Source organism: Actinomadura meyerae (assembly GCF_900188445.1).
Classification (GTDB): Bacteria; Actinomycetota; Actinomycetes; order Streptosporangiales; family Streptosporangiaceae; genus Spirillospora; species Spirillospora meyerae.
Map to the genome: position 1 here is coordinate 1 of NZ_FZOR01000081.1, position 7,215 is coordinate 7,215.

9 protein-coding genes and 1 pseudogene are annotated in these 7,215 nt (G+C 63.1%); 8 read left to right on the top strand and 2 right to left on the bottom strand.

Annotation, left to right across the window (positions count from 1 at the left end; genetic code table 11):
* The first annotated feature begins 245 nt into the window (after window positions 1-245).
* Window positions 246-701, top strand: coding sequence for a hypothetical protein (locus CHF16_RS38755; protein WP_089331184.1), 456 nt, complete (start codon window positions 246-248; stop codon window positions 699-701).
* A gap of 40 nt (window positions 702-741) precedes the next feature.
* Here CHF16_RS38755 and CHF16_RS38760 read toward each other — a convergent pair whose 3' ends face one another.
* Window positions 742-933 (bottom strand): DUF397 domain-containing protein, encoded by a 192-nt coding sequence (locus CHF16_RS38760; protein ID WP_089331185.1) that lies wholly within the window; start codon window positions 931-933, stop codon window positions 742-744.
* A 208-nt stretch (window positions 934-1,141) separates the two neighbouring features.
* On the opposite strand from CHF16_RS38760, the gene CHF16_RS38765 reads away from it, so the two are divergent.
* The 5 genes and pseudogenes from CHF16_RS38765 to CHF16_RS42305 form a co-directional block, all read left to right on the top strand.
* On the top strand, window positions 1,142-1,660 hold the full coding sequence (locus CHF16_RS38765; RefSeq protein WP_089331186.1) for a hypothetical protein: 519 nt from the start codon (window positions 1,142-1,144) through the stop codon (window positions 1,658-1,660).
* A gap of 201 nt (window positions 1,661-1,861) precedes the next feature.
* Window positions 1,862-2,524, top strand: a complete 663-nt coding sequence (locus CHF16_RS39970; protein ID WP_143228344.1) for a hypothetical protein — start codon at window positions 1,862-1,864, stop codon at window positions 2,522-2,524.
* Window positions 2,525-2,876: 352 nt separating this feature from the next.
* Complete coding sequence (locus CHF16_RS38770; RefSeq protein ID WP_143228346.1) at window positions 2,877-3,341, top strand: DUF5753 domain-containing protein; 465 nt, start codon at window positions 2,877-2,879, stop codon at window positions 3,339-3,341.
* Complete coding sequence (locus CHF16_RS38775; RefSeq protein ID WP_089331188.1) at window positions 3,325-3,534, top strand: DUF397 domain-containing protein; 210 nt, start codon at window positions 3,325-3,327, stop codon at window positions 3,532-3,534. Before CHF16_RS38770 ends, CHF16_RS38775 begins: the two co-directional genes overlap by 17 nt.
* A gap of 57 nt (window positions 3,535-3,591) precedes the next feature.
* Window positions 3,592-3,690: pseudogene (locus CHF16_RS42305) on the top strand (hypothetical protein); the annotation flags it as partial.
* Window positions 3,691-4,059: 369 nt separating this feature from the next.
* Here the strand turns inward: CHF16_RS42305 and CHF16_RS38780 are convergent.
* Entirely contained in the window at window positions 4,060-4,665 is a 606-nt protein-coding gene (locus CHF16_RS38780) for a hypothetical protein (protein WP_089331189.1), read from the bottom strand.
* Window positions 4,666-5,726: 1,061 nt separating this feature from the next.
* On the opposite strand from CHF16_RS38780, the gene CHF16_RS39975 reads away from it, so the two are divergent.
* Together CHF16_RS39975 and CHF16_RS38785 are read left to right on the top strand one after the other, a co-directional pair.
* Window positions 5,727-6,530, top strand: coding sequence for a hypothetical protein (locus CHF16_RS39975; protein WP_143228348.1), 804 nt, complete (start codon window positions 5,727-5,729; stop codon window positions 6,528-6,530).
* Between the two features lie 223 nt (window positions 6,531-6,753).
* Entirely contained in the window at window positions 6,754-7,143 is a 390-nt protein-coding gene (locus CHF16_RS38785; protein WP_089331190.1) for a DUF4238 domain-containing protein, read from the top strand.
* The last annotated feature ends 72 nt before the right edge of the window (window positions 7,144-7,215 follow it).

Below are 7,215 nucleotides of genomic sequence, written 5' to 3' on the forward strand. Positions count from 1 at the left end.
CCCGCAACTGGCCCTGGGCCGACGCCTGGCGGCAGTTGTTCACCACCCTCCACGCCCCACCCGACAGCCGCTGACCTGCCGTTATCCACCGCCCGCCAGGGCCCGACCGGAACCGAACACGTGGAAAAGCTGGGCAGACCAGCCGATCACCCCTGCCCGCGGGCGGCCGACAACTCAACCGTCCTCCCGAAAAGACCGAGAGATCGACCTCGATACACCATCGGTGGATCGAGGCTGAGGCGACCGTGCGCGGCCGGCTCCCCAAGACATTCCCGCTCCCGGCCAGTGACGGCAGCGGGCAGGTACTGGTGCATGAGATCTGGATGCGGGAGTCCGAGGGGTATGTCCCGTCCGAAGAACTCCATATCCACAGCGACCTCTCCGAAGTGAGCTGGCTGGGCTTGAAGCGCGAACCGAGCGGCGCAATCCGAATCGACCGCCACCCGGTCTGGGCCTCCTACCCAGTGACCAGGCGAACGGTCCGCCTGGGAACCCTGGCACCTGGCCAAAGCATGCGGTACCGGGCCAACTTTCGGCTCTCCGGCTACTCAATGACCTGGACGTACTACGACTGGACCGTCAGCATCGCCCACGAAGCCCCCGAGAGCACCATGTTCCTCGGACGCCAACACAGTTTCGAGCGCGACGACAGAGTCTCCCTCTACGGCAAGCCCTCCCGCCGGCAACCTTCTGGTTCGTAGCAGGATCAGTACTGCCCAGGGCCGTCCCCGCCTGTCCCGGTCAAGCAACGGGGGCGATGGGCGACTCCCCGGTACCGCGGGGAGCCGCCATCTTTCGACACCCGGCGTGACGGGCCGCGGTGTCCCGGACACCCACCCGACCTCCACCGGCTCGCGCGGCCTCGACACAGTTGTTGCCCGTTCCGCTGTACGAGGACTTGCGCCACCCGACGTAGCGTTCACGACTGGTCAAGATGATCTTCCTAGTGCAAGGGGAGGGACTCTGCGACGTCCGTCAGCATCTCGCGTGTGCTGATCCGATCCAGCCGGGACGTCGCGCTGCCCCGTGCACGATGGTTGCCTCCCGGTCGCGGCGTCGCTCGCTGTTCCGCGTATGCTCCGGATCTTGGTGCGTGGCGTCTACCGGCCGCCTTGGGCGTCTGAGTTGAGGTAATCCTCGGATGGATCATCGTTCCCGTTCCTGGGTTCGACGGCGGCTGCGGTCGCTGGCTTGGCTGGAACTGTTCAACCTCCCGTTGCAGGCCGTGATCTGGTTCGGCGTTGTCGGTTTCCCGCTGACGGCGGCGAACATGGTGGGCTTCGCGATGTTCGCGGGGCTGCTTGTGGTGGGGGGCGGGTACTGGTTGGCCAAGCTCCGGCAGATCTCCGCTCCTGGCGTGCCTCTGCCCGGTGCCGGGGCCTTCGCGGTAGCCCGCATCGCCAGTGCCCTGCTTCTTGCTGCTGGGCTGTTGTTCCTCGTTGGGAGGGTGGTCACCGCTCCGGGGGCGGGGAGCTGGCCGGGGTTGGGCTTCGGGCTGTTCGCGGTGCTGGAGTACGTGAACTACTTCCACGTCCAGCTCATGTACGACACTTCCGATGATCTCCACTACCTGCGCTCACACGGCCTGCGACGCGCGCACCTGGCCCGCGACCTCAGCATCGACCGCAGAGCACGTCAATCTGGCGCGGCCGTCCGATAACCGGCGCCCACGCCGCCCGGCTCCGGACGGGTTGGCGCGGAGCCGGGCTGTTCGCGCGAAGGTGCCCTCCGGAGCACAAGAGGGGCTGGGAAAGCACGAGCCCTCCCGGAAGCGCACGCTCCACCGGCGAGCACGTGGCCGTCTCCGGATATGTTCGGCGCTAAGCCGTTGAGCTCACCGCCAGGGTTCTATGATCACCTGGTGCACCGGATTGCCGCAATCATCTCCTTCCTCCTGTTCCCCCTCTCGGCATGCGGCGAGAGCGAGAGCACCACCCCTCAGGAACAGCAGGCGCATGTGGACTCAACCCAACTCCTGAACGCCATGGTGGCCTCCTACCCTGGGCTCGACATCACATATTCCGATGCGCAGGACGATTACCAGCGTTTAGAAGACCGACTGCTGGGAGGCCGACAACCGTGGCCAACCATCGGCACTGATTGCCTTAAACGCCTTTCACCGGGAGGCCATGTCCGCATCCTTGGCGAGACCGGGTCCCAAGCTCCCGCCGCTTTGCGCGCCTGGGGCACCGAACTGAACGACACCGCTTTCGAGCAGGTTCTCGTTGCTCTTCCCGATAACGGGGCAGAAGCTGTCGTCCGTTCCCCCTTGCCGAAGAAGTGCTTGAGCTTCAAAGCTGGAGAACCCGACTCTCAGCTTCGCTGGACTGTCAGAGACCGTACACTTTCCCTCGGCGATGTAGGGCGCATGGTCGACGTCGAGGCAGTGTCGGGGCGCACCAAGAGCCGAAGCTCAACGGTCCTGTTCGCATACAAGGGGGTACTCGCGATCATTAAGAACGTCAAAGAATCGTCCAGTGACTTCCCGGAACGCGCCCTAAAACGCATGGAGGAGCAACTATGACCGGCAGACTGGGGCCGGCGCGCACGGCGGCGTGAGGCGGGACCGGACGGAACTCCTTGGTCCGGGACCGGCGTAGTGATTCGCGGGTGGGCTGCCTCACCCTGCCAGCTCGGGATCGCCCGTTCTGCGGTCGTTCGATGGCACACTCTCGTCATGAGCAAGGCGTCTCATGGCCCTGGCCGAAGAGGCCGTTTCCTCTAGAAGAAGGCCGTGCTGGCTGTGGACCGTAGCCAGGAGACCCCCGAGAGAGCCAATCAGGCAGCCCGGCGCATCCGCTCCTCGGCCCGGCGGCGCGGCTCGCCGGGTCCGCACGCATCTTCCAGGAGCATCCGGTGTACCGCGTCAGCGAACGATGGGCTCACTGTTCGGGTCCGCCGAGCGCCGTCTTCAGGCACGTATGGCGCGGCGAGCCATCCTGGAGCGACAGAACGGACCGTCCTACAGCGTGGTACTCGACGAAGCGGCTCTCAGGCGCCCCGTCGGCGGCCCGCAGGTCATGGGCCGGCAACTCGAGGCGCTGATCGACACGGCGCAGAAGCCCCATGTCAGCATCCGTGTGGTACCAGCCTCGGCCGGAGAGCACGCTTGCATGGACGGTGCCTTCGTGATCCTCAGCTTCGCCGCCGAACTCGATCCCGACGTTGTCTACCTGGAGGGCATGGGCGGTGAGATCTACGTCGAGGACGTCGGGCAGGTTCGCCGCTGTAATGTGAGATTTGACCGCCTTTGCGATCAGGCGCTCTCCGAAGACGACTCGATGGCGCTGATCGCCGAGATCGCCAGGGAGTATCAGCATTCCGATGAACCTGCTCACTGAACTCTCGCAAGCGCACTGGCGCAAGGCCAGTCAGAGCAGCAGCACAGGGAGCGACTGCGTCGAGGTCGCCGCTGTCGGCGACGTCATCGCCGTCCGCGACTCCAAGCGCCCTGACGGCTCGACGTTTTTCGTCGACCGTAGGACGTGGCGAGAGTTGACCGAGCGGGTGAGCAAGGGCGATTTTGATCTCTGACGCTGCCGCGTCCGCGGACCTGGTGGCCGAGGGTGGACGGGGACGGTTGAAGACTGGGTGACATGGGCACTGAGCCCACCGAGCTACCTCGCGCCGAACGGACAGCGCCGGACAGCACCCAAGACTTTCGCGCGCAAAGGCGACGCCGAGAAGTGGCTGACGCTCGAGTTGTGTCTTCATCGGCGTGGGGGGACTGGCCTCGAAGCCTTGCCGGGACAGATCGGCCGCTTCGAAATGGCGGTCTTGCCAGCGGGCCGTTTCGGCTTGGGCGTACCACGCCTACGACTCGTTGGCTCCGGCCTCTCGGGCGAGCACGAGTGCGATGGTGGCGTACTGCTCGGCTTGGGCGTCCATGTCGACGTCCCCGAAGACCACGGCTGCGTGTGCAAGGAGATCGGCGTTGATGCGCAGTAGCTCGCGGATGTGGCGGGGGCCGAGGGCGGTGGTTCTCCAACAAGCCCTGTGTGCGTCGGTGAAGGCGCAACACCCGCGGGAGGGGATCTCTTGCTGTCCGTCTGTCGCGGGTCAGGGTGCTGTGGCGAGCAAGACGAGCACCACCGCCAAGGGCGCGGCGCACAAGATACCGATGACTGCGAACGTGATCCATCGCTGATGCCGTTCCGACGACGACAACAGCCCCGGATACGTCTGGTCGAATTCTCTGGCGCTCCCGAAGTGGTGGGGCCCACTGCACGGTACGGCGAGCATCTTGACCAGCCGGTCCACGTCCTGGCGCTTGTAGTAGGTGACCCTCACTCTGAGGAGCAGCGTGTCATGCGCATCGAGCAGGAACAGGCTCTGGTCGGGCAATCCCCTGCGCGTGTCGATTGGTTCAATGGTTGCGCGCACAGCATTTGTGATGCGCGAACGCGGCTGGCGCCGACGGATGAACGTCCGCCGCACGACGACCTCGTCGGAGGTCAGGGTGATGCGGGCGGTGAGGAAGGTCCATGCTCCCAGGATGATCAACAAGGCAACGATGGGCCCCATGACCAGGGCGGGCAGCGTGGGGGCGTCGCTGATCAGGATCGCGGCGACCTCGACCACGGCGCCCAGAACCGTGGCGGTCGCCACTATCAGCGCTGACCGGGAACCCGGGCGCAATTCCAGGGTCTTTCGAACGTCAGGCATGCCACTTCACCTTCCGCCGGCCAGGCCGACAGAATGTCATATCGATGGCTCCCTGAACATGCGGAGCGGCTTTGGCAGTGCCCTGATGAGTGATAACGGGGCGCTCGCGCCATTCGGACAGTTCGCGGGCGCCAGCCGACACTGGAGGCGGCCCAGGCTGTTCCCCCTGCCCGCGTCAGGTCGTGTGTGAGGACCCTCCCCACCAGTCGTCTCCGAGTGGCATAGGCCGGTCGGCCCGGGCGAGACCTGCCCGGAGAGGCCGCACGCCCGGTCCGGACCAACCGGCCGCGGCCGCGGAGCGGGCGCCCTTGAAGACGCAACCGATCAGGGTGACGAAGAGGACCACGTTGGAGCGCCTGGGACGCTGGTGCCAGTGGGCGATGGCCCGCTGATGGCCCGTCGTTGATCGCGCCCTAGAAACGATCATGGCCCAGGTCCGGGGAACATGTCCCTGGCCTGGGCCTTTGCGCTGCGAGCGGGTGACGGGAATCGAACCCGCGCTGTCAGCTTGGGAATCAAACCGATCTAGGCCGTCACGGCGGCTGACCTGGCCTTCCCACGTACCGCAAGTGACCGTGACTGCCCCTTGATCACCCTGCCTAATTGCACGCTAATTGCACGCCACCGTGCCTCTGAGCTGCGCGTCCCCGGCCCACTCCGTGACGGCGACAGCACCCGACTCATCCGAGGGCAAGCGGACCCGGAGTGCAGGGCCGGCCACGGCCCGAGCACCGGAAGCCGCGCGGCAGCGATCGCCCCCAACCACGCAACCCACCTCAGCCAAGCTGTGGCGATCGTAGGGCTGAGCTGCAGATTCACGACCACTTGCCACCATACTGGTCTGTCACTTCCACAGGACTATGAATCTCAGTATGTCCACAGTGCACGCTAGCCCGCTCCTGAGGACATATGGATCTTGAATCTTCCGGCCCCTTTAATCAACTTGCACCTTCCGCTCCAACTACATACTGTATAACTCCTGTGCATACAGACACTTTGAGTGAGGTGCGACGGTGATTGGCGCCCTGAGGCGGTCAGACGACAAGTCTGAGATCATAACTTTGGCGAACGTCGATGGCACCAAAGAGGAGCAATGGGTCGACGCCCTTGACTATCTTTCAGCAGTCGAGACGAACAGCTTTGCCTATGTCGAGCGAGCTTACGAAAACTGGGAGCGAGCCATAAAGGTCGCGAGAACGACTCAGAACAACCCATTCTCGGCTGAACTTAATGGCACGCTAATCAACGTCGTCGGCGCGACCATGGACTGGCTTTGCGCGGCACGCACCTTTGTTGATCATAACACTTATAGAGCTAGCCGTTCAGACGACTCCGAAACTTTGGACTTCTTCAAAGCCGCTTGCAGTCGACAGTACGATGACCGCTTTGGCTATCGCTTTTGCGTTCGTTTGAGAAATTATGCACAGCATCTAGGAATACCGCTTCACGGTCTCCATATCGGGGGAGACTTTCTCGTTCTGGACAGAGACATTCTCCTCGAACGATTCAACGGCTGGAGTTCTGTGGCCGCAGAGATTAGGGCCTGCCCTTCAGCTATCCCACTGGTACCACTTGTCGAGGATGCCATGATGGGGCTACGCGTCATCGGCGATTCTGTACTTGAGCACACGGCGTCGAGAATAGAAGTTGCCCTTAGGGACGCTCGTGAGTTCCGCAGCATCTTCATGTCTCTGCATCCTGACGCTGTTGCCGTGCAGTACAGCGCCCCAGATAAGGGCTGGGAAGTCGGCGCAGGATTCGATATGAAGCCGCTCCCGTTCGGAGCTATTAATGCAGCGGAGAAGGTCATTGCAGCAAAGATGCGCCGCTCTGCATCCTTGGCGTCGACGAACGGGAGTGCCTAAGACCGAAGGAGTCGTTGTCATCTACGGAGCCCGATAGAAGGCATGCGGAACCCGGGGAGCAGGGCCGGCCACGTCCTGCACGCTTGGAAGCTGCGGCAGCGATCATCCCAGGCTACGCACCAACCTCACCGGACGGTGACGGTCATGGCTCCAGCCATCAGCGAAGCGGACTGGCGAGCCCTGAACCTGCCCCCTGGCGGTTAGTCCGCGCTACCCTTAAGTCATGCCCCCAAAGAACAAACCTGCACGCAGGCATCATGTTGTTTCGAAGTTCTACCTCAAAGGCTTCGCCGACGTCAACGACAGAATCTTTCGCCTCCCACTCGGCGGCTCGGAATCCCATCCGCAGTCAATCAAGGACGCAACTGTACAAAAGCATTTCTACAGCGTAGAGATCGAGGGACACGAGCCCGACTCCTTCGAAAAGCTTCTCTCAACCGTGGAAGCGAAAACTGCGCCTGCCCTAAAGCGCGTCCTCAATGAGAAGGTATGGCCACTCACCGATGACGATAAGTACCTCTTGGCGAGCTGGATAGCTTTGCAATTTCTCAGAGATGGAGCTAGACGAACTTCCGGAGAGGAGATATATCGCAATGCCGTTAAATTAGCCTGACCGTCAGGGTGTTATCCACATATCCACAGGCGTCGCAGGTCCATGTGGAGTTCGTGAAAGCGATTGAAGCCT

Excerpts from the sequence above, each read along its gene's own strand:
- CHF16_RS38765 (WP_089331186.1), top strand. The coding sequence starts at position 1,142 with ATGGATCATCGTTCCCGTTCCTGGGTTCGACGGCGGCTGCGGTCGCTG.
- CHF16_RS38770 (WP_143228346.1), top strand. The coding sequence starts at position 2,877 with ATGGGCTCACTGTTCGGGTCCGCCGAGCGCCGTCTTCAGGCACGTATG.
- CHF16_RS38775 (WP_089331188.1), top strand. The coding sequence starts at position 3,325 with ATGAACCTGCTCACTGAACTCTCGCAAGCGCACTGGCGCAAGGCCAGT.
- CHF16_RS38780 (WP_089331189.1), bottom strand. The coding sequence starts at position 4,665 with ATGCCTGACGTTCGAAAGACCCTGGAATTGCGCCCGGGTTCCCGGTCA.
- CHF16_RS38785 (WP_089331190.1), top strand. The coding sequence starts at position 6,754 with ATGCCCCCAAAGAACAAACCTGCACGCAGGCATCATGTTGTTTCGAAG.